Source organism: Rhodanobacter sp. A1T4 (assembly GCF_014207185.1).
In the GTDB taxonomy this organism is placed as follows: Bacteria; Pseudomonadota; Gammaproteobacteria; order Xanthomonadales; family Rhodanobacteraceae; genus Rhodanobacter.
Window position 1 is genome coordinate 1 of sequence record NZ_JACHCP010000015.1, and the last position, 22239, is coordinate 22239.

Consider the following 22239-nt stretch of genomic DNA (forward strand, 5'->3'; position numbering starts at 1 on the left):
GGCTCCTTACTTTCCTCGCATCGCTGACAAGGTGCGGCAAAGAAACATATATTTGCGCATAGCTCGGGGTTTTGCGTTTTTACACAGCCTCGACCTAAAGCAGACGTCTCGGAAAACAGGGGTAAGAGAAGAATGCGATACGTTCTAGCTGGTCTGTCAGCCTTGCTCATTGGTCTGACGCCACTATGCGCAAAGGCGCAGGCCGAGAGCTGCGATGTTAATCGTGATGAGATAAGTCTCATGCACGGGGCGCCAGGGAAGGTAAGGCGGCTTCCCAGCGAACACACACTTGTTGTCAATTACAAAGGCGGCGTGAAACGCTTCGTTGACGCGCCACCATATGACGAAGAATTGAGCGGGCTTCATTGGCGCTACTGCACTTTCGTCCAGGCTCTCAACGCGTATTTGATCGGCATGTCAAAGGACGGCCTGTTTTCCGGCAAGCTACTACTGGATGAGAACGGCCGCTTGCTGGACGCCGGCCATACTGTGTACCCGTCGCCCGATGGAACGAAATTCCTTGCCGTTGAACAGGAAGATGGCATGGATGGAGAGCTTTGGACTGTTTCCGATATGACGGGAAGAAAGTTGTGGTCCGGGTACGCGGGAACAAAGATCCCACAACAGCCAAGGGGAAAGCCAGATATGAAGCCTTATGAAGCCATTGAATCAAACTATGAATTGCCTCGTTGGACTGGCCAAGGACAGCTTCAGGCGAATCAGGTCTGCGCGGCCGGGAAGCTCAAGAGGGTAATCACCCTCAAGCTAAAGGACGGAGCGTGGAGCTGGAAGCCGAGCATCCATTGTGCAAATTGACGCATATGGAAATAACTGCTTTCGACCGATTCTGTTGAAAAACTCCAACTTAACAAATAGACGTCCAAATTTTGAATCGCGACGGCAACGACAATTCGATTCTGTACAAATTTACACATTCAGGCCGACAGGAAGCGATTGTCGCGGTCGGATTTTCTCGCTTTAAACGATCTCGAGTTTTCGAAGCGAGTTTTTCAACACTATCGACCCGTAGCAGCCATTTGGATTTGTTCGGCGTCGTGAAAATTAAGTGGCGTGACTAGGTTTTCAAAGCTGCCCGATCACCCGCTGAACCAGCAGGCTGCTGACCGCCACAGCGACCCAAACACCTAAACCGAGCAAGATGGGCCGCACGCCGCTGGCAGCCATGCGGCGCAGATTGGCGGATAGCCCAATGGCGGTGAGCGCGACGATGATCAGAAATTCCGCTGCCACGTGAATGGCCGGCTGGATAACAACGGGAATCAGACCGGCGGTGCGTACGGCCGAGGCTGCCAGAAACCAAAGGATGAACCAGGGGAAGATTTTGGCGAGGCTGAAGTTGCCCGCGCTGCCGTCTTTCGCGGCCTTGCGCTTTTCGCGAGCGGCAACGGCGAAGGCCAGCACCAGGCAGACGGGGATGATCAGCGTGGCGCGGGTCAGTTTGACGATGGTGGCGAAGTCACCGGCGGTCTTGCTGTAACTGTAACCGGCAGCGACCACGGACGAGGTGTCGTTGATCGCGGTACCGGCCCAGAGACCGAAGCCGAGGTCTGACAGGTGCATCAAGTGACCAAGCAACGGGAACAGCAGCACGGCGACGAGATTGAACAGGAAGATGGTCGATATCGCGAAGGCGGTGTCGTGATCTTCGGGGCGAATGATCGGCGTGATGGCGGCAATCGCCGAGCCGCCACAGATCGCCGTACCCACGCCGATCAAGATCTTCAGCTTGTCGTGTACGCCGAGCCAGCGGCCGAGCAGCCACGCCGAGAGAAAAGCCACAGTCATCGTCACGACGGTGACCGATAGCGACTGCAGCCCGGTCCTGGCGACCTGGCTCAGGCTCAGGCCGAAACCCAGGGCGATGATCGACCACTGCAGCACGTACTTGCCGGCGAAAGCTATGCCTGGCCGGAAGCGTTCGCCGGGCGATGCGAGGTTGCCGACGATAATGCCCAGTACAATGCCGATGACTGGGCCGCCGACAAGCGGCAGCAGATGGCCCAGCCAGCGCGCCACCAGTGCAATGCCGACAGCCAAGGCAAGGCCGGAGACAAGCGACCGGTGTTGCGTGGGTTGCGCGTGGATGACGTGGGCGTTCATGGTTCGGCTCCGTAGGTGCGCCATTGTCCGCGTCATTTTCCATCAATAAAATTTGGAATATCTGATAGAAGCAATAAGATTCACTGATGATAAATATCAGTCCACGCCAGCTCGATGTGTTTGTGCAGATCGCCTTGCACGGCAGCGTGCGTGCGGCGGCCGAGCGCTTGCACCTGACCCAGCCGGCCGCGAGCATGGCGTTGGCGGAAATGGAGCGGCAGCTGGATGCGCCGCTGTTTGCGCGCGAGCGTGGTCGCCTTCGCCTGAATGCGCGTGGTCGAGAACTTCTGCCGCTCGCACAGGAGCTGCTGGAGCGTCACGCGGAGTTTGGCCGTCGCGGTAGCGAAGGTGCGGCGACGCTGACGGGCGAGCTGCGCATCGGCGCCAGCAACACCGTTGGTAATTACCGTGTCGGTGAATTGCTCGGTGCCTTCGTGCGCAGCCACGCGCATGTCGTGATACGCCTGCGTGTGGCCAACACCGAAACCATCGCGGCCGGCGTACTCGATCACAGCCTCGATATCGGCTGTGTCGAAGGGCCGGTGACGCATCCGTTATTGGAAGTGCGGCCGTGGCGTGATGACTTGCTGGTGGTGTGTGCGCCGCCGGATCATCCGCTGGCGCGCAAGCGCAATTTGAAGCCGGCGGATTTTCTCGGCGCGCGCTGGGTGATGCGCGAACCGGGTTCGGCCACGCGCACGATCAGCGAGCGCGTGATGGCGCAACTGCCGCCCGGCGAAACCGTGTTGGAGCTCGACCAGATCGAGGCGATCAAGCAGAGCGTGGTGGCCGGGTTGGGCATTGCGTTTCTCCCCGCCGTGGCGGTGACCGATGCACTGGCCGCAGGGCGATTGAAGGCGTTGAAAACGCCGTTCCTCGATCTGCGGCGCAAGCTTTCCCTGCTGCTGCATCGGCAGAAATACCGCGGTATGCTGCTGGATGCGTTCCTGGAAAGCGCCGATCAGTAGAGTTTGGCTTCCTGGCGCGGGAACTTGTCGTGCTGACTTGTCGAGGCCGCATGGGGCGCGTAATGCCAACAGCGACGCGACGCGTCATGACGCGATGCAGGCACCGAGAATTTCGTTCATTAGTGTCTCGGCCTGCTCATGCGTGTGGGCACGAAGCAGTCGCGAGGCCTGGCGACGTAAATGGGCGTGGTCGAGCGTGGCGAGTCGGTCGCGCACCAGCAGAATCTGCGTCGGATGCATGCTGAATTCGCACAAGCCCAGCACCAGCAGCAGCGCAGTGAAGTTCACATCGCCGGCGATTTCGCCGCACAGGCTTACTGGTTTTTTCGCGCGACGGCCGGCGCTGATGACGTGCGACAAGAGTCGCAGCAGCGCAGGCTGCAGTGGGTTGTAGATGTTTTCCAGCGCGTCGTTGCCGCGATCGGCGGCCAGTACGTACTGCGCGAGATCGTTGGTGCCGATGGCGAGAAAATCGGAATATTCCAGCAGCGCGCGCACGTTGATTGCCGCGGCCGGTACTTCGATCATCGCGCCCAGCGGCAGTTTCTCCGGCAGGTCGACGTTTTCGCGTTTCAGATCCTGTCGCGCCAGCCGGAACAGAGTGCGCACCGCGATCAATTCGTCCGGTTGCGTGACCATCGGCACCAGTACGCGGACCGGGCCGTAGCAGGCGGCGCGAAGGATCGCGCGGATCTGTGTGGTGAACACCGCCGGATAGCGCAGCGACAGGCGCACACCGCGTACGCCGAGCGCCGGATTTTCCTCGCCGCGCACCACCAGCCCAGCGGCGTCGGCCTTGTCGGCGCCGAGGTCGAGTGTGCGAATGGTCACCGGCAGCCCGCCCATGCCCATGACCAGGTCACGATAAGCGATGAACTGCTCGTCTTCCGATGGCAAGCCCTTGTGCCGCAGGAACAGGAATTCAGTGCGATAGAGCCCCACGCCATCCGCACCGCGCGCGCGCGCGGCAGCGACGTCGTTGGCACTTTCGGCATTCGCGAGCAGGCAGATTTCGATGCCGTCGCGGGTACGTGTGGGCGCGTTGGCGAGCATGGCCAGGCGCCGGCCCTCGATCGCGGCATCGCGCTGCCAGGCACGATAGCGCGACAGGTCCTGCGCATTCGGATGGACCACCGCTTCGCCGCGTTCGGCATCCAGCAAAATCAGATCGTCGTCGTGGATGTTCGACAGCGCATCGCGGGTGCCCACCAGCATCGGCAGGCCGAGGCTGCGGGCAAGAATTGCGCTGTGCGAATACGGGCTACCGGAACTGCCGACGACGCCGAGCAAGCCGTTGCCGGCCAGCTGCGCCATATCGCCTGGCGCGATGCTGTCGGCGATCAGGATTTCGCCCACACGCGCGGCCAGCTTGCGTTCTTCGGGGCTGGTCTGCCGTTGCAGTGCGGAGATCACCCGGTTGATCACCTGCTCGATGTCTTCCTTGCGGCTGCGCAGATAGGGATCGTCCATCGCCTCGAACACGGCGGACAAACGATCCCGTTGTTTTTTCAGCGCGGCGCCAGGGCGGTAGTGGCCGATGCGCACCATGTCGTCCAGCCCGCGCAGCAGCTCGCCATCGTCCAGCAGCAGGCTGTGCGCGTCGATAAATTCGTTGACTTCGCGCGCCAGCGCGCCATGCAGCTTGCCACGCAGTTCACGCAGCTCCTGCCGGGCGGTGTCGAGCGCGCGATGCATCAGCTCGATCTGCTCTTCGACTTCATCCTCGGCCAGCGGGCGGGTGTCGACACTGTAGCGGCTGGGCTGCACGAGACGCGCGCGCCCCAAGGCCATGCCGTGAGCGGCGATCGTGCCGCTGAGCACATGCCTCATGCGATGGCTCCGACGGTGCGGGGAAGGTGGAATAGAGAACGAGAGATGGAAAAAGCAGGCAAGTGCTGGCACAGCTTTCGCTGCGTTTCCTGATTCCTGTTTTCCATGCCCAGCTTCATCCTTAAGCTCCTTCGTCGAACTTGCGCGCAAATAAATCCGCGATCGCGGTTACCGCTGCCTGCTCATCCGCGCCATCCGCGCGAATGGTCAACGGCGTGCCGATGCCGGCGGCCAGCATCATCACGCCCATGATGCTCTGGGCATTGACCTCGCGGCCACGGCTGACCAGCCATACAGTAGCTTTGAATCCCTGAACGAGCTGCACCAGCTTGGCCGATGCGCGGGCATGCAGGCCGAGCTTGTTGGAAACGACAATCTCTTGTTCAAGCATAAATAGGGTCAGGCATGATCGATGAAGATTCCTCCGCGGCCACCGCTGGCCGCAATTTCGGCTAGTTCGTCCAGCGGTTTGTCGGCGTAATTGAGTACACGTAAAAGCATAGGCAGATTGAGTCCGGAAACGCAGCGCAAACGTACGCCGAGCGCACCGAGCGATAGGCCGATGTTGCACGGTGTGGCTCCATACAAATCGGCCAGCACTAGGACACCATCGCCGTGATCGAGTTCGCGAGCATGACGCGCGGTAAGCGTGCGCATCACGTCCGGGTCAGCTTGCGGCGGGATCTCTACCGCAGCAACTTGCAATGGCAGCTTGGGCATCACGTGATGCGCGGCAGCAATCAACGCATTGCCGACGGCTTCGTGGGTCATCAACAGCACGCTGACATTCATGCCCGTGACTCTATGGTGGTGTGGCGAGGCATGGTTGTCACTCGAGTTCGCGATGAAAGGTGAGTACGCCGTCGCGTTGTGCACGGAAATGGGTGGCAAGTTTTTCGACCAGATAGACCGAGCGATGCCGGCCGCCGGTGCAACCGATGGCGATGGTCATGTAGCTGCGATCATCTTGCTCAAAGCGCGGCAGCCATGCATCCAGCCAGCGCGCGGTGTCGGTAAAGTATTCGCCGACCAGCGGTTCGATATCGAGAAAATCACGCACCGGCGCATCCTTGCCCGACAGCGGCCGCAGATGCGGATGCCAGTGCGGGTTCGGCAGGCAGCGTGCGTCGAACACAAAGTCCGCATCCAGCGGCAGCCCGCGACGGAAAGCGAACGACTGGAACATCAGGGTCAGCCCTTCGATAGCCCGCGCGTAACCGGTCGCGATAAGGCGGCGCAGCTGGTGAACGTTGAGCTCGCTGGAGTCGATCACCTTTTCGGCGATCGCCATCAGCGGGCGCAGCAGCCGGCGCTCTTCAGCGATCGCATCAGCCAGCGACACGCCACGCATGGCTAGCGGATGGCGCCGACGGCTTTCCGAATAGCGCTTGATCAGGACCTCGTCACGGCAGTCGAGAAAAACCAGCTGAACCTGTACGCCGGCCGCCGCCAGATCGGAAAGCACCTTCGGCATTTGTGCGAAATCCGTGCCGCGATTGCGCACGTCCACGCCAACGGCAATGCGCCGGTGCATGCCACCGTTACCCTGGATCACGGCATTGACCAGCTCGGGTAGCAGGGCCGAAGGCAGGTTGTCTACGCAGTAGAACTCGAGATCTTCCAGCGCGCGCAACGCCACCGTCTTGCCGCCGCCGGACAGGCCGGTAAGCACGATGAGGTGGATCTCGCGCGCGTCGACGAGTGGCGTTATCAGGGGCTTGCTGTCGTCAGTCATGGCATTACCACGGCGGTAGCCGGTTCAGTTGATGCGCCTGGCGATCGATAAAGGTTTGTGCCGGGTCGATGCCCTTGCTCTTCAGCGCATGACTGCGCACGGCAGCCTCCACCAGCACGGAAAGGTTGCGTCCCGAGGCAACCGGAATGGTGATCATCGGTACGGCCACGTCGAAGATTTCACGATGGCCGATATCGCCGGTGAGCCGGGTCAGCGCATCGGTTTCCTCACCATCGCGCATAGGCTTCAGATGGATGACGAGGCGCAGGTATTTGGATGGCTTGACCGACATGTGGCCAAACATTTCACGGATATTGAGTACACCCAGTCCGCGCACTTCGAGCAGATCCTGCAGCAGCTCGGGGCAGTTGCCGTCGATCACGTCCGGTGCAATGAGGGTGAATTCGGTGGCATCGTCGGCAACCAGCCGATGGCCGCGGCTGATCAGCTCCAGCGCCAGCTCGCTCTTGCCTGAGCCTGCCTCGCCGGTGATCAGCACGCCGATCGAAAACACTTCCAGAAACACGCCGTGCAAGGTGGTTTTGGCCGCCAGCAGCCGCGCCAGGTGATATTGCAGGTAGGTCAGCAGCTCGTGCCCACGTTTGGGGCTGATCCATAGCGGCGTGTTGGTTTCTTCGGCGACTTCGCGAAGGTCAGAAGGAATGGTCTGATCCTTGCTGACGATCAGCGCCACCGGCTGATAGGCCGCGACCTTGTGGATGACTTCCCAACGCTGGCGCGAATCCAGCCCGTCGAGAAAATTCAGCTCCTCGGTACCGACGATCTGGATCTTGTTCGGATAAATGACGTTGAGATAGCCGATCAGCGACGGGCGACGGGATTGTGCAGCGCCGGGATCGAGCGCGCGCGCCTCACCCCGCATGCCGGAAATCCAGCGCAGGCCCATGCGTTCGTGAACGCCATCGTAAAGTTGTCGCGCGCTGATCCGATCCAAGTGCTGGTCCTTTGTGCCGCAATATCAGCCCGGTGGGCTTGTGCGGCAACGTGACCATTGTGCCAGCTTGGGCGTGGAAGCGCTTTCTACGCTGGCGCCGTTGACCGGCGCCTTTGAGACGGATCGGCCCACCGCGCCATCAATCGTCGATCAATGGCAGGGTGGGCCGTAGGATCAGGCGTTATTTATCCGTACAGGCGCTCTTGGCGCGCCTCGCGCTGATGTTTATCGGAGATTTTCTCGCGGTGCTTGCGTAGCTGGCAGAGAAGTTTGTCGAACATGACATCGATGGATACGTACATATCGGTTTCAGCGGCTTCAGCATGCAGGGTGGCGCCGGTAGCTGCCAAGGTACCTTCAACAAACTGTTGCAGCTTGTCGACGGAAAGGACGACCGAGAGACTGATCAGCCTGTCGTCAAGTCGCGTGAGTTTGTCGAGCTTGGCAGTAACGTGGTCCCGTAAGGCCTGAGTGACTTCAATATGCTGACCGCTGAGTTGGAATTGCATGGGGCGCCTCCTCTGTTGGTGCATTGCCGCGTTTCGCGGCGGGTGCGATATGAAGCTGTCATGCGGCAGTCGACATATCGATGTATCACTCTCTACAGGTATAGGGACGCTTTGGGCATGGACAAGTTCCCGTGTGACATGCGTAACCGCTCAGTTGACACGCTGGCGTTCGCTGGAACTGGGGATGCGCAGACCTTCGCGATATTTGGCGACGGTACGGCGGGCAACCTGGATACCTTTGCGATGAAGTTCCTCGGCAATAGCCTGGTCGGATAGGGGTTTGCGGGTGTCTTCGGCATCGATCAGCTTGCGCAGCATGGCCTGGATCGCAGTGGCCGATGCGCTGCCGCCGTCTTCGGTCGATACGCCGCTGGAGAAAAAATATTTCAGCTCGAACGTGCCGCGCGGTGTATGCAGATATTTGCGCGTGGTTACGCGCGAAATGGTCGATTCGTGCATGCCGACTTCTTCGGCCACTTCGCGCAGCACCAGCGGATGCATGGCCTCCGGTCCGTAGTCGAGAAAGGCGCTTTGCCGGCGCACGATCACCTCAGCCACCTTGAGCAAGGTTTCGGCGCGTGATTCCAGGCTCTTGATCAGCCAGCGTGCCTCCTGCAGCTGGCCACGCATCCAGCTGGCGTCTTCGCCGCGGGCACGGGCGATCAGGCCGCAATAGTGCTGGTTCAGCCCCAGCTTGGGCTGGCAATCGGCGTTGAGGCTGACACGCCAGCGGGTACCGTCACGCAAGGCGTAAGCATCAGGTGCAACATATTCCACCGGCGTGGCGTCGAGAGCGGCGCCAGGACGAGGGTCAAGGCTGCGGATCAGTACGGCAGCGGAGATCACATCGTCCTCGGTGACGCGCAGGCGACGTGCCAGGCGCGCACTGTCGTTGCGCGCCAGCAGTTCCAGTTCGGTATCGACGATGCGCAGGGCCAGCTCGCGATGTGGTGTGTCAGGGGCAAACTGCTCCAGTTGCACGCGCAAGCAGTCACGCAGGTCCAAACTGCCCACGCCAGCGGGGTCGAAGCCTTGCAGCCGCCGACGTACGGTGTCCAATTCTTCAACACTGGCTTTGAAGCCATCAGGCAAAGCCGTCAGCAGGATTTCAAGGCCTTCCGTGAGATAGCCGTCGGCATTCATCGCATCGATCAACACGGTGGCAATCACATGTTGGCGTGGATTGAACGACGCCATGTTGAGCTGCCACAGCAGATGCTGCTGCAGCGTTTCCGGTGCGGCGTTCTGCGGTTCGAAATCGCCGTCACCGCGCGTGGCGGTACTGCTGTTCTTGCTGCCCAGGCTGCTGCTGGAAAAATCAATCGGCGATTCGGCGGTGCCTCCGCCATCAGCCCATTCGCTGGTGTCGTCGTTACTGTTGTCGTTTTCGGTGCCGGCAGCGGCGCTGGTGCGCTCGGTATAGTCGGTGTCAGCTTCTTCGCCATCGGCCGGCTCGACGTCATCGCTTTCTTCGGCGAACTCGAGCAGTGGGTTGCTCTCGGCGATCTGACGCAGCTCCGCTTCCAGCTCCAGCTGCGACAGCTGCAAAAGGCGGATCGCCTGCTGCAGTTGCGGCGTCAGGGTCAGCTGTTGATGGAGACGAAACTGAAGAGCAGGTTTCATGCCAGCCCGATCGAAGGAACTCGCTGACATCCTAACGCTTGGCTGCCGATGCAGCCATAGGCGTGTGCGATCCGTGAAAGCGCGAACTGTGACCGCGGCATCAAAGGCGGAATTCGCGCCCCAGATACACCTCGCGGACCTTCTCGTCGGCCAGGATATGCGCCGGCGTGCCGCGCGACAGCACCTCGCCGTCGTTCAGGATATAGGCCCGATCGCAGATGCCCAGCGTCTCACGTACGTTGTGATCGGTGATCAGTACGCCGATGCCGCGTTCCTTAAGATGCCGCACGATGCGCTGGATTTCACCAACCGAAATCGGATCGACGCCGGCGAACGGCTCGTCCAGCAGCATGTAGCGCGGCTGCGCGGCCAGTGCGCGGGCAATTTCCACCCGTCGGCGCTCGCCACCGGACAGACTGATGCCTTTTTGATCGGCGATGTGGCCGATCTTCAGTTCGTCGAGCAGGCTTTCCAGCTCGCTGGCACGCTGCTGCTGGCTCAGGCCATCGCGCAGTTCCAGCACGGCGAGGATGTTGTCCGACACACTGAGTCGACGGAATACCGACGCCTCCTGCGGCAGATAGCCAATGCCCAGCTTGGCACGCGAGTGCATCGGCAGGCCGGTGATGTCCTGCTTGTCCAGCTTGATGCTGCCAGCGTCGGCCTCGATCAATCCGACCACCATGTAAAAGCAGGTGGTCTTGCCAGCCCCATTGGGGCCGAGCAGGCCGACCACTTCGCCCTCACGGATCGAGAAAGCGAAATCGCGCACGACCTTGCGTGCCTTGAAACTCTTTTGCAGACCTTCGGCAGAAAGCATCAGTTATGGCTGCTTCGGTGAGGGGGCGGTGCTGGCGGGTGCCGGTGCTTTTGGCGCCTCAGCGGGTGCTGCGGGCTTGGCGGCGGGCTTGATGATCGGCAGTTTGCCTGCAACAGCCTCGCCATCCGGCACCGGTTGCGCCGTAGGGGATTGGGCGCAGATGGCTGGTACGACGCCTGGCAAGGCCTTGGGCAGGATGACGCCATGTACCTGGCCATTGCTACCGGACTCGCCCACGACCAGTTCGGTAATGGTGTTGTAGGTCAGCTTGTCGCCATGGAACTCGCCGCGACATTGTTGATGCATGACACCCTGAGTGGTCAGTACGGCGATCTGGCTCACATTGTCGTAGTCGATCTGGAGAGCATCGCCGGTCACCATGTTGTTGTTCTCGTCCAGCTCCTGGATGTGCGCAGGTTTGCCGGTGACAACGACGTGCGACATCTGCGAATCTCCATCCAGATATATCTTGGCCAGGTCACCCGTGAGCAGCAAGGTGCCCTGAGTGATCCTCACAGCACCCGTAAGCGTCGTGACCGAGTTCGGCACGTTGTACGCGTTGCTGGAGTTCGAGGTGTAGTTCATGATCTGCTGGCGATCCGCTTTCTTGGCGATCGCATGCAGCGGCAGCAGCGCAATCGAAAGAAGTGCGAGCAACCGCAGCCCGGCGACTATGCGCCTAGGACTTGGGCTTGCGCGGCGGGAATGTGCCGTGGCTTTCATCGAGCAGCTCCAGATGGTTGTCGTTGAGGTTGGCACGCATGCCGACTCCGCTTATTGTACGTTGACCCTGCACGATATTTGCCGCTTCGGCGGTTTCCATGCGTTGCTCTTTCGGCCATGCCGTCACTTCCGACGTGTGCATGATCGTTTCCGCTTGCGCCACACCCTTAGGATCAGTGTATGCCGGGCGATGCACGTAAACGGGTCCTTGCAGCTTGATCAGGGTGCCTTCCTTGTTGACCCAGCCATAAAGCGAGTTGCCGTCCCAGTCGGGTAACCCAGGTACCTTGGGAGGCAGTTGGAAGGTCGGCGTATTGAGGTAGAGCGATTCGTCGTCCTCGCGCCGTTCGATGTGCGGTGATTGCAGACGCATGCTCTGCTTGCCGAGCACATCGTATTCGGTGACGTGACTGTTGATCAGCGTGTAGCCCGAGCGCGGCGGACCCACAAAGTCATTGGGTGCCACGGAAGGCCCGATCCACCACAGTAGCAGCTGGCCGAGGCCGGCCAGCAGCGCTATCGCAAGAGTGGCGGCAAGCAGGCCGCGGTCGCGCAGGTAACGGTTTACGCTCACTGCGCGGGCACCGCGGCGGCGTCTTTGCCCTGGGCGTGCAGGATCAGATCGCATGCTTCACGGGCTGCGCCGAAGCCGCCGCTCTTGCTGGTCTGCCAATGCGCCTGCTCAGCCACCACGGGATGTGCATTGGCCACGGCCACAGCGAGCCCGGCAAGCTGCATGGGCGGCAGATCCGGCAGGTCGTCGCCAATGAAGGCAGCCTGTTCCGTCGAGAGGTTGAGTGCGTCCAGCAACTCGAGCAGACAGCTGGCCTTGTTGTCCTGCGCCTGATAGACGTGAGCGATGCCAAGTTCTTCGGCGCGCAACGCCACCGGGTGGCTGATTCGGGCACTGATGATCGCCACCACCACGCCGTTTTGCTGCAGCCGTTTCAGGCCGAGCCCGTCATGCACGTGGAACACCTTGGTTTCCCGGCCATCTTCGCCGTACCAGAGGCGGCCGTCAGTCAGCGTGCCGTCCACATCGAATACCGCAACGCGGATCTTGGCGGCGCGGGCGAGGATGTCGGCGGGGATGTCGGCGAGATAGTTTGAATTCACGGTGGCGACTGCATGGAATAAGGGGGCAAGGGATTAGTAGCGAAGGGCGAGGAAAGGAGTAAGGCGGAGCCGGATTTACCGCCCTCGTTACTCGTCCCTATCGATGGCATCACACCACGCGGGCACGGAGCAGATCATGAATATTGAGCGCGCCCACCACATGTTGTTCATCATCGACGACCAGCAGAGCGTTGATCTTGAGCTTTTCCATCAGTTGCGCGGCTTCGGCTGCCAGCTTGCCGGCGCCAATGGTCTTTGGGGCCCGGGTCATCAACTCACCCACCTTGGCGCTGCGCAGATCGATGTCGACATCATCGAGCGCGCGGCGCAGGTCACCGTCTGTAAATACGCCTAACAGACGTTGCTCGGCATCCACCACCGCGGTCATGCCCAGGTGTTTGCGGGTCATTTCCACCAGCGCGGTGGTGATGCTTGCATCGGGCGGTACGCGGGGCACGTCGGCACCGCTGTGCATCACGTCGCTGATGTGTAGCAGCAGACGCCGGCCAAGGCTGCCGGCCGGATGCGAACGGGCGAAGTCGTCCGAGGTAAAACCCCGTGCCTCGAGCAAGGCGATAGCCAGCGCATCGCCCATGACAAGAGCCACCGTGGTGCTGGTAGTCGGCGCCAGGCCAAGTGGGCATGCCTCGCTGGTTATGCTGCCATCCAGGACGACATCGGCTTCGGTGGCCAGCGATGACTTGGACTTGCCCGTGATCACGATCAGCGGGATGCCCTGGCGCTTGATCATCGGTAGGATGAACAGCAGTTCGTCGGTTTCGCCCGAATAGGACAGCGCCAGCACAACGTCCTCGGGCAGGATCATGCCCAGATCGCCATGGCTGGCCTCACCCGGGTGCACGAAAAAGGCCGGCGTGCCGGTGGATGCAAGCGTGGCAGCGATTTTGCGTGCCACATGCCCTGACTTGCCCATGCCGCTGACCACGACGCGGCCCTTGCAGGCCAGGATAATGCGGCAGGCTTCGACAAATTCCGGCCCGATCCGTGGTTCTAGCGCCTGGATAGCCGACGCTTCGAGGCCGATGACCGACCGTGCGCTGCGCACGATGAGGTCCGGATCCATTGCGATGGCGACAGGCGGGGCGATGCGTGCGTTCATGAGGGCTCGGGTGGAAAGGGAATATCTGCGACCTGCGGTTCTAACCCCCTGGAATGATGACACCGAACTCCATTGGGCCAAGCCGATTGCTGCAGCCGTCATTTCTGCGCCAGCGTATTTCCATTACCATGGCACATTCGCATTTTAACGTCATAAGTCGGCGCATTGGATTCCAACGCCGGCAAAATCGACACATCGGCTGACGCCAGTTCATCCGCCCTTTTCCGAGGAAATCCCCATTCATGGACCCAGCCAGCATCCAGGCAATGATCGAAAACGGCTTGGCCGGCGCGCAGGTTGACGTCAGCGGGGCAGACGGTGTGCATTTCGAGGCGACCGTGGTGTCCAGCCAGTTTGCCGGCAAGCTGCCGCTGGCACGGCATCGTCTGGTCTACGCCACCCTGGGCGACTTGATGGGTGGTGCGATCCACGCGCTGGCACTAAAAACCCTTACCCCCGAGGAAGCTGCGGCGCTTGCACCTTCTTCGGTGCGCTAATGATGTTTTTGCATTGAATTGAAGAGTCCGGCATGGATGCCGGTTTGTTCTTTGCGCTCATGGAGGAGCGCACAAACTTAGGAACATGATGGCCAAGATTTTGATCAGTGGCGGCACGCCGCTCAATGGCGAGGTGGGCATTTCCGGCGCGAAGAACGCCGTGTTGCCGATTCTCGCGGGCTGCCTGCTGGCTGATGAGCCGGTCAGCATCGGCAACGTGCCGCATTTGCATGACGTCACTACGTTTATCGAACTGCTGGGTCAGATGGGCGTGCAGCTCGTGCTGGACGACCGCATGAAGATGCATGTCGACCCGCGCACCACCAGCACTTGCATAGCGCCGTACGACCTGGTGCGCACGATGCGCGCCTCGATCCTGGTGCTGGGTCCGCTGGTCGCGCGCTTCGGCCAGGCCGAAGTGTCGCTGCCGGGCGGTTGCGCCATCGGTTCCCGTCCGGTCGATCAGCACATTCGCGGTCTGCAGGCACTGGGTGCGGAGATCACCGTCGAGAACGGCTATATCAAGGCACGCGCGAAACGTCTGAAAGGCACGCGCATTCTGATGGATATGGTTACCGTCACCGGTACCGAAAACATCATGATGGCGGCCACGCTGGCGCAGGGCACCACGGTGATCGAGAACGCCGCACAGGAACCTGAGGTGGTGGATCTGGCCAATTGCCTGATCGCCATGGGCGCGCAGATCGAAGGCGCGGGCACCTCCACCATGGTGATCCATGGTGTGGAGCGTCTGCACGGCGCCGAATACGAAGTGCTGCCCGATCGCATCGAGACTGGCACGTTCCTGGTCGGCGCCGCCATGACCGGCGGCAAGGTGCGTACACGTCATGCCCGTGCCGATACGCTGGATGCCGTGCTGTCCAAGCTGGAAGACGCAGGAGCACATATTTCCACCGGGCCGGACTGGATCGAGCTGGATATGCAGGGTCGCCGTCCGAAGGCAGTCAATATCAGTACGGCTCCTTACCCCGCGTTTCCGACCGACATGCAGGCGCAATTCACTGCGCTCAATTGTGTGGCCGAAGGCACCGGCGTGATCACCGAAACGGTGTTCGAGAACCGCTTCATGCATGCGCACGAACTGCAGCGGTTGGGCGCCGATATCCATCTCGAGGGCAATACCGCCGTGGTCAAGGGCGTGAGCGAGATGAGCGGCGCGCCAATCATGGCCACTGACCTGCGCGCTTCGGCGTGTCTAGTGCTAGCCGGTCTCGTGGCCAAGGGCGATACCGTGGTTGATCGCGTGTACCACATCGATCGCGGCTACGAAAATATCGAAGAGAAGCTGGGCGTGCTGGGTGCCAAGATTCGTCGTCTGCCAAACTGATCACGTACCCAATACGGGCAATTCAACGCAACAGAAAGGCCGCACAAGCGGCCTTTCTTTTTGACATGAACTAACGAGCTTTACGAACAACCGGCTTTACGAACAGCCGGCTTTACGGTCGGCTGAAGCTGACCAGCTGCAGCGTGAGATCACCGCCGTCGGCCTGGGTGATCTTTACCGGCACTGGATACTTCTGTGGCACGTACCAGGCATCGAAGCGGTTGCTGCCGTCATCACTGCGCGCCACCTTTTCGGCGTTGAACTTGCCTGCCGGTACCTGCACCGATTCGGAGCCGGTGACCTTGTATTGCTGCTGCTCCACGCCCTGGCGCACGCCTACGGGCACGGTCACTGCCTGCTTGCCGCTGGCCAGTGCCAGACCGATCGCCAGCGGCAGGCTGTTGCGGTCGGCCATGCCCGGTACGCCAGCGTAGCTGCCGGGGCCTTTGCCTTCGTCGACTGTGACCTTGCCGGATGCCGGGTCGACGCTCATGTGGCGCTGCTTGCTCTTGAACGAGCTCTGCATCTTGTAGTCGTAGCTCAGCGTCGCAGGCATGTCGTTCTGCCAGCGGAAACGCGTGGTTTCCTTCGAGCTGGCAGCAATGATGGCGGCCATGCCGCCGGTGCCGTTGCTGCTGCTGCTATAGGAGTACTCGCCGTTGCCGATAGCACTGAGTTTGATGGTCGCGTCGCCGAGCGGCTGGCCATCGCTGAGTACTTGATAGTGCGCGGTAAACGGCTGTGGTGCAGCGGCAAGCGCGGTACCGGTAGCTAGGGCCAGTGCAAGACCGGCGGCGAGAGCGGGGACGCGGGTGAGTTTTTTCATGCCTGCCAGTTTTGCGCAGCGATCCTGAACGCGCCATGCAGATCAGTGATTTTTTACCAGCCGGCCATCGATCAGTTGCAGCGGCTGGGCGAGTGCTTCACCGTTGAATTGCACACGATCCGTGTAGAGAGCAATCCGTCCGCCCGCGATGCCTGCGACCACGGCGGTAAGCAGCCCATGTTCCAGCGGCAGCAGCCGCTGCGCCAACCGATGTTCGTCCTCGCCGGACTCCACGGCGAGGCGTACCTGCGCAATGACCGGCCCGCCATCCAGCTCGGCGGTGACGTAATGAACACTTGCCCCGTGTTCACTATCGCCGGCCTCGAGCGCGCGACGATGCGTATGCAAGCCGCGATATTTCGGCAGCAGCGAGGGATGGATATTGATCATCCGGCCGATCCAAGGCGTCAGCGCATCGCTGTCAATAATTCGCATAAAGCCGGCCAGCACGAGTAGTTCGGCACCGCTGGCGGCGAGACGAGCAAACAGGTCGATGTCGAAGGCGCGGCGGTCCGGGTAATGGCCTGGATCAAGTACCAGTGTCGGAACGCCGGCAGCTTCGGCCAGCTGCAAGGCGCCAGCGGCGGCTTTGTCGCTCGCGACCAGGACGAACTCGACCGGCAAGTCGCCGCAGTCGCGCGCCACCAACAGCGCAGCGAGATTACTGCCGCGTCCGGAGGCCAGCACAGCGATGCGTAAGGGATTATTCAAAGCGGACACAACGTAGCGAGGGTTAGCCGATCCGCACGCGCTCGTCGCCCTGCGCCGGCACGACTTCGCCAATCAACGAGCTGGCCAGGCCGTGCTTCTGCAGCAGCGCGCTTGCCGCGGTCACCGCGTCGCGCGGCAGGATCACCGTGAAGCCGATGCCGCAGTTGAACGTGCGCCACATTTCTTCGCGCGCCACGTTGCCCTCGCGCATCAGCCAGTCGAACACCGGCGGCAGCACGATGGTGCTGGCATCCAGCGCAATGCCGAGATCATCGGGCACGACGCGGATGATATTTTCCTTCAGGCCGCCACCGGTGATGTGGGCCATGCCGTGGACCGTTCCACCCTTCAACAAATCCAGGATGGCTTTGACGTAGATCGTCGTCGGTGCCATCAGCGCATCGGCCAGCTTCACGCCGCTTACGTCCAGGTCGAGTCTGCCGTTATCTGGCGTGCAACCGGCACGCTCGAGGATCTTGCGGATCAGCGAATAGCCATTCGAGTGTGGGCCGGACGAGGCGACGCCAAGGATCACGTCGCCGGCGACGATGCCTTCGCCGCTGAGCATCTGCGATTTCTCGACCGCACCAACGGTGAAGCCGGCAAGGTCGTATTCACCCGGCGGGTACATGTCGGGCATTTCGGCCGTTTCACCGCCGATCAGCGCGCATCCGGCCAGCTCGCAGCCTTTGGCGATGCCGCCGACGACGGCCACGGTGGTTTCCACATCGAGCTTGCCGGTAGCAAAGTAGTCGAGGAAAAACAGCGGCTCGGCGCCTTGTACCAGCACGTCGTTGACGCACATGCCGACCAGGTCGATGCCGATGGTGTCGTGGCGGCCGAGGATCTGCGCCAGTTTCAGCTTGGTGCCGACGCCGTCGGTACCTGACACCAGCACCGGTTCCTTGTACTTGCCGGAGAGGTCGAAAAGCCCGCCAAAGCCGCCCAGCCCGCCCATCACTTCAGGGCGGAAGGTACGCTTGACCAGCGGCTTGATGCGTTCGACCACGGCATTGCCGGCGTCGATATCAACGCCGGCGGCGCGGTAGGTGAGGGCGTCAGACATGGCGGAAACCGGCGTGGATTAAGCTCGTCAGTTTAGCAGTAGTGCGGCAATGCTGGCCGGCATGCTGCGATCCGGTGTGGCGCCGATGGACGCTGGCGGCGCGATTGGGCAGACTTCCCCGGGGATTTCCCTGTTTGAAGATATCCATATGCGCCTGTCACGCCTGTCATTCGTCGCCCTGCTGTTTGGTCTCGCCGTGCTCTCGCCATGGCGCGTGCAGGCTCAGGGCTCGCCGTATTCGGTCATCGTTCCGGTTAACGATGTCAGCGATGCTCAGCGTGACGCGGCCTTCGTCACCGCGCTGGGGCAGGTGCTGACGCGAGTAGCTGGCGGTCAGGATTTGCGCAGCAACGCCGGTTACGGCGACGCGATGAAAAATGCAGCTTCGCTGGTGCGCAAATACCAGTACCAGCGAGCCGCCACTGGCCTGAGTCTGGAGGTGGATTTCGAGCCGGGCACCGTGCGCCGGTTGATATCGACGTTGGGTGTCGCCAGCGCAGGGGTCAAGCCGCCGGTACTGCTGCTGGTGCAGGGGGCGGACGGCAAGCTGTTCGATCAATCCTCGTTGGGCAGTCTGGCTGCGACGGCCAGCGCACGTGGCACCAATGTGACGTATCCCGATGCGGCCAATCCGCCGGATGCGACCCAGGCTGCTGCTGCCGATGCAGCCACACTGGCGGCGATCGATCAGCAATACCACACCGGTCTGGTGCTGGTCGGCAGCCTGCACAACGGCAGCGCCTCATGGACGCTGATTTCCGGTGGCCAGGCGCAAAAATGGACCAACAAGGGCACGACCGAAGACTCGCTGCTGAGCGATGCCGGCAACGGCATGGTCGATCGCATCGGCAAGCAGCTCAACGTCATCGGCGCTGGCGTCAGCGAAGGCAAGGTATGGGTGGGCGGGCTGAAATCCGCGATGGATTACGCCGACTTGCTGTCCGCGCTGCGGGCTGATCCGTCGATCAGTGATGTCAGCACCATCGGTGCGCAGAACGACGGCGTGCTGCTGGACGTCAAGGCTTCGGTCCCGCTGAGCGCGCTTGCCGCCAACCTCGCGGCCGGCGGTCGCCTGCTGCTGGACAAGGACGCGCACGATGGCGCCGATGCAACGTTGAGCTGGTTGCACTGAACGCGCGACAAGCGCCTTGGCTTGTGGATGGGCTACACGGTCTGCTCACGACGGTTCTTGAACGCTTCGATTTCATAAATCCCATCGGCGTCCGTCGATTCGGTCCGAGGTATCTGCAATGAGGTATCAGCCATGAATATGCCCGTGACGCATGACACCTCCCGTCGTTGGCAGATGTTGGCCATCGCCGCCGTCCTCATCTACCTGCTCTGGTTGCTCGCACCGGTATTGATGCCTTTTGCCGTAGCCGGCATGCTGGCCTATCTGGGGGATCCGCTCGCTGACCGATTGGAGCGGCTGGGTCTGAGTCGGGCCTTGGCGGCGACTATCGTGTTTCTGGTACTGGTCATACTTTTTGTCGTGGTGCTGCTGTTGCTGATTCCACTGGTGTCCCGCCAGATCGAAAACCTGATCGCCAATTTGCCGCGCTATGCCGACTGGGGACAGAACACCGCGTGGCCATGGATACAGGCCAAGCTGCATCTGGATCCGAAGATGTTCCAGAGCGATCAGTTGATGGCCGATATCAAGGCGCATATCGGCTCGATCGGCAGTATCGCGACGGAGGTGCTGGGCAAGGTGTCGCGTTCGGGCCTCGGCATCGTTCTGTGGCTGACCAACCTGGTGCTGATTCCGGTAGTGGCGTTCTACCTGTTGCGTGACTGGGACCGCATGGTGGCCGCGATCGATCGCATGCTGCCTCGCTCGATCGAGCCGACGATCGCGTATCTCGCGCGGGAGTCGGACAAGGTGCTGGGGGCTTTCGTGCGTGGCCAGTTGTTGGTGATGCTGGCGCTGGGCGTCTTCTATGGCGGTGCGTTGTCGCTGGTCGGCCTGTCGGTGGGTCTGCTGATCGGCATCATGGCCGGTCTGCTGAGCTTCGTGCCTTACCTCGGCTTTATCGTTGGCTTCGGCGGCGCGGTGATTGCAGTGCTGGTGCAGTACGGCGACGTGACACATCTGCTGCTCGTCTGTGGCGTGTTTGTGGTCGGCCAGTTGCTGGAAGGTTACGTGCTGGTGCCGAAGCTGGTCGGCGACAAGATCGGCCTGCATCCGGTAGCGGTGATCTTTGCTGTGCTGGCCGGCGGCGAGTTGTTTGGTTTTCTTGGCGTGCTGCTGGCGCTGCCGGCGGCGTCGGTGATCATGGTGCTGCTGCGCTACCTCGTCGAACGTTACCGCCAGAGCGAGCTGTACACCGACGAAGGTGACGAGGATCCGGTCATCGCCGAGGTTGATATCGTCGTGCACAACGCCGATGGCAGTACGGTGGAAACGGACACCACCGTGCCGTTGAAACCCGGTCAGGCTCGCACCGAGCAGCCATGACGCAGCAACTGCCGCTTGCGCTGCGCTGGCCACGCCGCCAGCGCTTCGAACATTTCCATCCTGGCGCAAATGCTGCTGCGTTCGCAGCGGTGCAGGCGTTGGCCGATGATGCAGGTGCGCCGTGGGTTTATCTGCACGGTTCTCCGGGCAGTGGTCGCAGCCATCTATTGATGGCCGCGTGTCAGGCAGCAAATGCAGCAGGACGAGCTGTGCAATATCTGCCGTTGGCGACCTTGGACGATAGGGCGGCGGCACTGCGAGGCGTTGCCGGCAGCGGTCTGTTGGCGCTGGATGATCTGGGTGCCATCGCCGGCAATCGCGATGCGGAACATGCTCTTTTCGATCTCTACAATCAGGCGAAGGCCGAAGGTAGTGCGCTGCTCTTCGCTGCCGGCGCAACGACGGCACAACTGGGTCTGGTACTGCCGGATCTGCGCTCGCGCCTCGGTGCCTGTACCCAGTTCGCCATCAAACCTCTCGACGACGAAGAGCGCCGTTCGGTGCTGAAAGCCCAGGCAACTTCGCGCGGCATCGAACTCGATGAGAGCGTGCTCGATTGGCTGTTCGCCCGGTATGCGCGCGATCTGGGTGCCTTGCTTGAACTGCTGGACAAACTCGATCGGGCATCGCTGGCGGCGCAGCGCAAAATTACAGTGCCGTTCTTGCGTGGTTTTTTACGAGGGGCTGGGGACTCGGCATCGTGACTGAAAACACATGCCGGAGCGGTGAGCAATCCAGCCGTATAGGCGCGGTACTCTTGATTTAACTCAGCATCGAGCAACACAAAAGAACAAGGGCGCCTACGGGCGCTTTTATTTTTCAGCGACTCCAGTATAGATCGGCGACACCCGTTGCCGGTTTCATGATCATCGTCTTGGCAGCCATGAGATTGCTGGCGACGACGCAGCGGTCGGTGCCAGGTCGATAGCCGGTGCCGTGGCTGCCGGCTCCACGCATTAGCGAACACCAATCGCCATTTCCGATGTTTCTCACGCCGACCTCGAATGGCTTTCGTAGCGGTAGAAGGCGACGAGGGTTGTTTGGAGCGTGGTTACAAAACGGGTTATGTCACTAGCAGGCTCCAGCGCGGCCAGTGTTGCCCAAAAAGAGCACTGCAAACGGTGTGAAAACATGCCGATTTTGTGCATCGCCATTCAGGAAATTAGCAGAAAGTAAAACTCGAGAGGCGTGCAGGTAGGAGAAAAGCCAACGCAGTTCACAGAAAAAGGTGTGTGAAGGCAAGGAAGGCTATGTCAGGCACGCACGATGCATTATTCATTATGTGGTGGATTAATAGATTTTTTAAATGTGATCTGTAAATAGTGTCTTTCGTTCTTGATTTTAAATTATGGTGCTTGATCTTTCGCTTAAATTCATTGGCGTTGAATGCGAATAATTCCTGCGACTGAGTAAGTGATTCGATAAATCACCAGATGAAAAGTCCGGGGTGAGCCACCCTGCGGTAATCGCCGCAGGTTTACCGAACGGCGACAAAAAAGTTATCCGTTCACAACTGTAATAACTGAAGGAGACTTGGGCTCCGGAGGAATCGACATGAATGCCTCAATCAACAAATTTCTTCGCGAAGAAGACGGCATAACGGCGCTGGAGTACGGAATTTTGGCCGCCTTGGTGGCAGCAGCTTTGGCTGCTACTTTCTCTCCCTTACTGACTACGCTCTATACGAATCTATTTACTGCCATGGAGACAGCTGTAGCCAATGCCGCCAAGTAGTTAATTTACATTGATGATCGGGTTGTCTTGATGATTGGCTTCTAGCTGATGCCAGGTTCGATGCGTACTACTTGATTAA

Annotated in this window: 24 protein-coding genes; 8 read left to right on the top strand and 16 right to left on the bottom strand. The window is 60.7% G+C overall.

The window, feature by feature from the left end; all coding sequences use genetic code 11:
- The first annotated feature begins 312 nt into the window (after positions 1–312).
- Entirely contained in the window at positions 313–816 is a 504-nt protein-coding gene (locus tag HDE80_RS21345) for a hypothetical protein (protein WP_184674274.1), read from the top strand.
- A gap of 267 nt (positions 817–1083) precedes the next feature.
- On the opposite strand, the gene HDE80_RS21350 is transcribed toward HDE80_RS21345, so the two are convergent.
- The gene (locus tag HDE80_RS21350; RefSeq protein ID WP_184674276.1) at positions 1084–2121 is read right to left on the bottom strand and encodes a YeiH family protein; all 1038 of its coding nucleotides are present in this window, start codon (positions 2119–2121) and stop codon (positions 1084–1086) included.
- An 86-nt stretch (positions 2122–2207) separates the two neighbouring features.
- Here HDE80_RS21350 and HDE80_RS21355 point away from each other — a divergent pair, with 86 nt between their 5' ends.
- On the top strand, positions 2208–3089 hold the full coding sequence (locus HDE80_RS21355) for a LysR family transcriptional regulator (protein ID WP_184600815.1): 882 nt from the start codon (positions 2208–2210) through the stop codon (positions 3087–3089).
- 84 nt (positions 3090–3173) lie between these two features.
- Here the strand turns inward: HDE80_RS21355 and ptsP are convergent, their stop codons facing one another.
- From ptsP to HDE80_RS21415, 12 genes are all read right to left on the bottom strand, one after another.
- Entirely contained in the window at positions 3174–4919 is a 1746-nt protein-coding gene (gene ptsP / locus HDE80_RS21360) for a phosphoenolpyruvate--protein phosphotransferase (protein WP_184600816.1), read from the bottom strand.
- 121 nt (positions 4920–5040) lie between these two features.
- A complete protein-coding gene (locus HDE80_RS21365; RefSeq protein ID WP_184600817.1) occupies positions 5041–5310 on the bottom strand; it encodes an HPr family phosphocarrier protein in 270 nt (89 codons plus the stop codon).
- 8 nt (positions 5311–5318) lie between these two features.
- Entirely contained in the window at positions 5319–5711 is a 393-nt protein-coding gene (locus HDE80_RS21370; protein ID WP_184600818.1) for a PTS fructose IIA subunit family protein, read from the bottom strand.
- 37 nt (positions 5712–5748) lie between these two features.
- A complete protein-coding gene (gene rapZ, locus HDE80_RS21375; RefSeq protein ID WP_184674278.1) occupies positions 5749–6654 on the bottom strand; it encodes an RNase adapter RapZ in 906 nt (301 codons plus the stop codon).
- A gap of 4 nt (positions 6655–6658) precedes the next feature.
- Positions 6659–7609, bottom strand: coding sequence for an HPr(Ser) kinase/phosphatase (gene hprK, locus HDE80_RS21380; RefSeq protein ID WP_184600820.1), 951 nt, complete (start codon positions 7607–7609; stop codon positions 6659–6661).
- A 185-nt stretch (positions 7610–7794) separates the two neighbouring features.
- Positions 7795–8118, bottom strand: a complete 324-nt coding sequence (gene raiA / locus HDE80_RS21385) for a ribosome-associated translation inhibitor RaiA (protein ID WP_184600821.1) — start codon at positions 8116–8118, stop codon at positions 7795–7797.
- A 150-nt stretch (positions 8119–8268) separates the two neighbouring features.
- Positions 8269–9741: an RNA polymerase factor sigma-54 gene (locus HDE80_RS21390; protein ID WP_184600822.1), complete on the bottom strand. Its 1473-nt coding sequence runs from the start codon at positions 9739–9741 to the stop codon at positions 8269–8271.
- 100 nt (positions 9742–9841) lie between these two features.
- On the bottom strand, positions 9842–10561 hold the full coding sequence (gene lptB / locus HDE80_RS21395) for an LPS export ABC transporter ATP-binding protein (protein ID WP_184600823.1): 720 nt from the start codon (positions 10559–10561) through the stop codon (positions 9842–9844).
- 3 nt (positions 10562–10564) lie between these two features.
- Complete coding sequence (lptA, locus tag HDE80_RS21400) at positions 10565–11218, bottom strand: lipopolysaccharide transport periplasmic protein LptA (RefSeq protein WP_255484068.1); 654 nt, start codon at positions 11216–11218, stop codon at positions 10565–10567.
- 22 nt (positions 11219–11240) lie between these two features.
- The gene (lptC, locus tag HDE80_RS21405) at positions 11241–11858 is read right to left on the bottom strand and encodes an LPS export ABC transporter periplasmic protein LptC (RefSeq protein ID WP_184674282.1); all 618 of its coding nucleotides are present in this window, start codon (positions 11856–11858) and stop codon (positions 11241–11243) included.
- Complete coding sequence (locus HDE80_RS21410) at positions 11855–12400, bottom strand: HAD hydrolase family protein (protein WP_184674284.1); 546 nt, start codon at positions 12398–12400, stop codon at positions 11855–11857. The genes lptC and HDE80_RS21410 overlap by 4 nt, the downstream gene beginning before the upstream one ends.
- A 109-nt stretch (positions 12401–12509) precedes the next feature.
- Positions 12510–13520, bottom strand: coding sequence for a KpsF/GutQ family sugar-phosphate isomerase (locus HDE80_RS21415; RefSeq protein ID WP_184674286.1), 1011 nt, complete (start codon positions 13518–13520; stop codon positions 12510–12512).
- Between the two features lie 242 nt (positions 13521–13762).
- On the opposite strand from HDE80_RS21415, the gene HDE80_RS21420 reads away from it, so the two are divergent.
- Both HDE80_RS21420 and murA read left to right on the top strand, forming a co-directional pair.
- Positions 13763–14017, top strand: coding sequence for a BolA/IbaG family iron-sulfur metabolism protein (locus HDE80_RS21420; protein WP_184674288.1), 255 nt, complete (start codon positions 13763–13765; stop codon positions 14015–14017).
- 88 nt (positions 14018–14105) lie between these two features.
- Positions 14106–15365: a UDP-N-acetylglucosamine 1-carboxyvinyltransferase gene (gene murA, locus HDE80_RS21425; protein ID WP_184600829.1), complete on the top strand. Its 1260-nt coding sequence runs from the start codon at positions 14106–14108 to the stop codon at positions 15363–15365.
- 112 nt (positions 15366–15477) lie between these two features.
- On the opposite strand, the gene HDE80_RS21430 is transcribed toward murA, so the two are convergent.
- Genes HDE80_RS21430 through purM form a run of 3 tightly spaced genes read right to left on the bottom strand, consistent with a single transcriptional unit; the run spans position 15478 to position 17968 of the window.
- Positions 15478–16191: a DUF3108 domain-containing protein gene (locus HDE80_RS21430; RefSeq protein ID WP_184674290.1), complete on the bottom strand. Its 714-nt coding sequence runs from the start codon at positions 16189–16191 to the stop codon at positions 15478–15480.
- Between the two features lie 42 nt (positions 16192–16233).
- Positions 16234–16902 carry a phosphoribosylglycinamide formyltransferase gene (gene purN, locus HDE80_RS21435; protein ID WP_184674291.1) on the bottom strand — a complete coding sequence of 223 codons (669 nt, stop codon included), beginning with the start codon at positions 16900–16902 and terminating at the stop codon, positions 16234–16236.
- Positions 16903–16924: 22 nt separating this feature from the next.
- A complete protein-coding gene (gene purM / locus HDE80_RS21440) occupies positions 16925–17968 on the bottom strand; it encodes a phosphoribosylformylglycinamidine cyclo-ligase (protein ID WP_184674293.1) in 1044 nt (347 codons plus the stop codon).
- A 61-nt stretch (positions 17969–18029) separates the two neighbouring features.
- On the opposite strand from purM, the gene HDE80_RS21445 reads away from it, so the two are divergent.
- The 4 genes from HDE80_RS21445 (at position 18030) to HDE80_RS21460 (ending at position 22160) form a co-directional block, all read left to right on the top strand.
- A complete protein-coding gene (locus tag HDE80_RS21445) occupies positions 18030–19100 on the top strand; it encodes a DUF2066 domain-containing protein (RefSeq protein WP_255484069.1) in 1071 nt (356 codons plus the stop codon).
- A gap of 138 nt (positions 19101–19238) precedes the next feature.
- Positions 19239–20426 (top strand): AI-2E family transporter, encoded by a 1188-nt coding sequence (locus HDE80_RS21450; RefSeq protein WP_255484076.1) that lies wholly within the window; start codon positions 19239–19241, stop codon positions 20424–20426.
- Positions 20423–21130, top strand: coding sequence for a DnaA regulatory inactivator Hda (gene hda, locus HDE80_RS21455; protein ID WP_184674295.1), 708 nt, complete (start codon positions 20423–20425; stop codon positions 21128–21130). Before HDE80_RS21450 ends, hda begins: the two co-directional genes overlap by 4 nt.
- Before the next feature lie 850 nt (positions 21131–21980).
- Positions 21981–22160, top strand: a complete 180-nt coding sequence (locus HDE80_RS21460; RefSeq protein WP_184674297.1) for a Flp family type IVb pilin — start codon at positions 21981–21983, stop codon at positions 22158–22160.
- The last annotated feature ends 79 nt before the right edge of the window (positions 22161–22239 follow it).

Bases quoted from the DNA above. Each gene is read 5' to 3' on its own strand.
- HDE80_RS21365 (WP_184600817.1), bottom strand. From the start codon at position 5,310: ATGCTTGAACAAGAGATTGTCGTTTCCAACAAGCTCGGCCTGCATGCC.
- raiA (WP_184600821.1), bottom strand. From the start codon at position 8,118: ATGCAATTCCAACTCAGCGGTCAGCATATTGAAGTCACTCAGGCCTTA.
- lptB (WP_184600823.1), bottom strand. From the start codon at position 10,561: ATGCTTTCTGCCGAAGGTCTGCAAAAGAGTTTCAAGGCACGCAAGGTC.
- HDE80_RS21430 (WP_184674290.1), bottom strand. From the start codon at position 16,191: ATGAAAAAACTCACCCGCGTCCCCGCTCTCGCCGCCGGTCTTGCACTG.
- HDE80_RS21415 (WP_184674286.1), bottom strand. From the start codon at position 13,520: ATGAACGCACGCATCGCCCCGCCTGTCGCCATCGCAATGGATCCGGAC.
- murA (WP_184600829.1), top strand. From the start codon at position 14,106: ATGGCCAAGATTTTGATCAGTGGCGGCACGCCGCTCAATGGCGAGGTG.
- HDE80_RS21450 (WP_255484076.1), top strand. From the start codon at position 19,239: ATGCCCGTGACGCATGACACCTCCCGTCGTTGGCAGATGTTGGCCATC.
- ptsP (WP_184600816.1), bottom strand. From the start codon at position 4,919: ATGAGGCATGTGCTCAGCGGCACGATCGCCGCTCACGGCATGGCCTTG.
- HDE80_RS21355 (WP_184600815.1), top strand. From the start codon at position 2,208: ATGATAAATATCAGTCCACGCCAGCTCGATGTGTTTGTGCAGATCGCC.
- purM (WP_184674293.1), bottom strand. From the start codon at position 17,968: ATGTCTGACGCCCTCACCTACCGCGCCGCCGGCGTTGATATCGACGCC.
- HDE80_RS21350 (WP_184674276.1), bottom strand. From the start codon at position 2,121: ATGAACGCCCACGTCATCCACGCGCAACCCACGCAACACCGGTCGCTT.
- HDE80_RS21420 (WP_184674288.1), top strand. From the start codon at position 13,763: ATGGACCCAGCCAGCATCCAGGCAATGATCGAAAACGGCTTGGCCGGC.
- HDE80_RS21390 (WP_184600822.1), bottom strand. From the start codon at position 9,741: ATGAAACCTGCTCTTCAGTTTCGTCTCCATCAACAGCTGACCCTGACG.
- hda (WP_184674295.1), top strand. From the start codon at position 20,423: ATGACGCAGCAACTGCCGCTTGCGCTGCGCTGGCCACGCCGCCAGCGC.
- HDE80_RS21460 (WP_184674297.1), top strand. From the start codon at position 21,981: ATGAATGCCTCAATCAACAAATTTCTTCGCGAAGAAGACGGCATAACG.
- HDE80_RS21370 (WP_184600818.1), bottom strand. From the start codon at position 5,711: ATGAATGTCAGCGTGCTGTTGATGACCCACGAAGCCGTCGGCAATGCG.
- HDE80_RS21445 (WP_255484069.1), top strand. From the start codon at position 18,030: ATGCTGCGATCCGGTGTGGCGCCGATGGACGCTGGCGGCGCGATTGGG.
- rapZ (WP_184674278.1), bottom strand. From the start codon at position 6,654: ATGACTGACGACAGCAAGCCCCTGATAACGCCACTCGTCGACGCGCGC.